This window comes from Pseudomonas sp. BS-2016, assembly GCF_001806145.1.
GTDB lineage: Bacteria > Pseudomonadota > Gammaproteobacteria > Pseudomonadales > Pseudomonadaceae > Aquipseudomonas > Aquipseudomonas lundensis.
On record NZ_MLCT01000039.1, the window covers coordinates 1 to 2,931 of the forward strand.

Genomic DNA, 2,931 nt, shown 5'->3' on the forward strand with positions numbered 1-2,931 from the left:
CCATCTAAAAGACAGCGGATTGGGAGAGGTCAACGGCCAGAGTGCGGATTTCGGTGAACGTGACCGAGCGTTTCGCTAATACGTGACCGGTGCTTCCATCCCGGTTGCGCGGGTTCTGGATTGTAATCGCATCGGTCACGATGCGGTTTGTTCCTCGGATTTTTTCCGGCGCAGTGACTCGCCCTTCATCGTCAGCCGGTAGGCGTTGTGCACCAGGCGGTCGAGGATGGCGTCGGCCAGGGTCGGGTCATTGATCCAGCCATGCCAGTGTTCGAGGGGCAATTGGCTGGTCAGGATGGTGGAGCGGTTGCCGGCGCGGTCGTCGATCACTTCCAGCAGGTCATGCCGAGCCCCTTCCTCCAGCGGGGCCAGCGCCCAGTCGTCCAGCACCAGGACGTCGACCTTGGCCAGCTGTTGCAGGGTGCGGCCGAAGCTGCCGTCGCCGTGGGCGATACGCAGTTGTTCCAGCAGCCGTGGCGTGCGCAGATACAGGGTGGTGTAGCCCTGGCGGCAGGCTTGGTTACCCAGGGCGCAGGCCAGCCAAGTCTTGCCGGCGCCGGTCGGGCCGGTCAGCAGCAGGTTGTGTTGCTGGCGGATCCAGTCGCCGTTGGCCAGGCTGGCGATCAGGCGCTCGTCCAAGGCGCGACCCGGGCGGCGGTCGAGATCTTCCAGGCAGGCGTTGGCGTACTTGAGCTTGGCCTTCTTGCGCAGTCGCACCAGACGCTGGTTGTCACGCCAGGCCAGTTCGCGGTCGAGCAGCAGGCCGAGGCGTTCATCGAAGCTCAGGCTGTGGCTGGCCGGCAGCGTCCATTGTTCCTCCAGCGCGCGAGCCATGCCTTCCAGGCGTAGCTGGTGCAGTTGATTCAGGGTGTGTTGCGGCATCATCGAACAGCTCCTGTTGCGGGGGTTGGTAGTAGTCGGCGCCACGGACGTTTTCGTGGTGCTCGGGTAAGGCCGTTTCAGCCGCACGCTTGGGCAGCGGCTGCTGATCCAGGCCTTGCTGGAGCAGGTTGCGCACGCTGCGCCCGGTGAAGGCGCGCAGCTGGACGGCCCGTTCGGCGGCGGCTTCTAGCCGTGCATTGCCGTAGCGGCGGGCCAGCGAGAGCAGGCCAAGGCAGGCGCGGTAGCCCATCTCCGGGTGCGGCTTGTGGGTCAGCTGGTGATCGATCAGTTGGCGCGTGTAGGGGCCGATCCGCTCGCCCCAGTCGAGCAGGCGTTGCGGCGTCCATTCGCGATGCGCCTGGTGCGCCGCGGGCATGTGCTCGCGCTGGGTGCTGTAGGCGCCGCGACGGCCCAGCAGCACGTGGCTGGCCACCCGTCGGTTGCCATGCAGCACTTCCAGGGTGTGCGCCGTCAGCCGCACCTCGACGCTCTGCCGGGCCAGGGCGGAGGGCACGCTGTAGAAGCTGCCATTGACCTCGACGTGGTAGTCGATGCTGACCTTGCAGCGCTTGAAGGTGGCGACCTCGTAGGGATGCACCGGCAACGGTCGCAAGGCCGGACGATCCAGGCGCTCGAACCAGTCGCGCCGGCAGCCATCGAGCCGCTTGAACGGGCGCCGATTCAGATCCTCCAGCAGCTCGGCGATAGCCTGGTTAAGCGCATGCAGGCTGAAGAACTGCCGGTGGCGAAGCCGCGCCATGATCCAGCGCTCGACCACCTGCACCGCCACCTCGGCCTTGGCCTTGTCCTGGGGTTTGCGTGGCCGCGCCGGCAGCATCACGGTGTCGTAATGGCGGGCGCACTCCAGCGCCGCCCGGTTCAGGCCCGGCTCGTACCGATCCGGCAGCGCGACCAGGGCGCGCGGATTGTCCGGCACAACCATCTCCGGCACGCCGCCAAAGTAGGTCAGAGCCTGGCCCAGCGAGGTCAGCCAGTCCACCTGGGTTTCGCCTGGCGTCGCGCAGGCATAGGTGTAATTCGAGGCGCCCAGGGCGGCGACGAAGATGTGCGCCCGGCGCACTTCGCCGGTGGCCGGGTCGACCACCGGCAGCGTCGGCCCGGCATAGTCGATGAATAGCTTCTCGCCCGCACGGTGCAGCTGACGCATCGAACGTTTGAGCGTCTGGGCGTAGCGCCGATAGTGCTCGACGAACTGGGTGTAGCGGTAGGTCGGCTGGCTCGCATGCGCGGCGAGATATTCCTCCCACAGCAGTTGCAAGGTCACGCCCTTGCGCCGCAACTCGCGGTGGATGCTCAGCACATCGGGCAGCACTCGCTCACCGCGCGGCTTGTTCGTCGACGTAGGTGCAAACAAGGCGGCCGCCAGCGCGGCCTCGTCCATGGCCACCAGCGCCGGCCAGTCCAGCCCGGCCACCCGCGCCGCCGCGATGTACTTGCTAACCACGCCCTTGGACAGCTGCAAGGCACGGGCAATCTTCTCGTGGGACAAGCCGGCCTCAAACTTGAGGCGCAGACATTCTTTGATGTTTCGCATGGCTACTCGCGGCGCCGCCATCTTCCTCTCCCGAAATCGGTCGAGGATGGCGGCGCATCAGGTCATGCGCAACGAAGGGGAAGGCTTTCGCTAAGTCGTGACCGGCGATTTCGGTAAGCCGTGACCACCTGTTTCGGAACAGGCGGAAAATCGGTCACGTTGCTACCGAAATGAGCGGTCACGCGTTAGCGAAATGACCGGTCACGATCAACCGAAACGGCCGGTCACAGTGCTCCGAAATCCGCAGCGTTCACAGAGGTGATATAGGTCTGAGATTTTTTTGATTGAACTCGTATCGGCTCACTACGCTACGGCAAAGCCGTGAAAAACCAGCCTTTTGGAGCCCTCAACGACATGAATACGGCAGTGCAGTAAGTTTTTACAGGTCAGCGGTATGGGATGTCTATATGACTAAAAGCGCTGACGGCACACATCAGTCGACTCATACGTTTTATTCTGAATGAAAAATGGAATCTTTTTAGAGTTGAATAAGT

The 2,931-nt window shown here is 63.9% G+C and carries 2 protein-coding genes; both read right to left on the reverse strand.

Going from position 1 to position 2,931, the window contains the following annotated elements:
* Positions 1-135: 135 nt before the first annotated feature.
* Entirely contained in the window at positions 136-885 is a 750-nt protein-coding gene (gene istB, locus BKD70_RS21935) for an IS21-like element IS1474 family helper ATPase IstB (protein ID WP_033901416.1), read from the reverse strand.
* Entirely contained in the window at positions 773-2,458 is a 1,686-nt protein-coding gene (istA, locus tag BKD70_RS21940; protein WP_033901415.1) for an IS21 family transposase, read from the reverse strand. The genes istB and istA overlap by 113 nt, the downstream gene beginning before the upstream one ends.
* Positions 2,459-2,931: the final 473 nt, after the last annotated feature.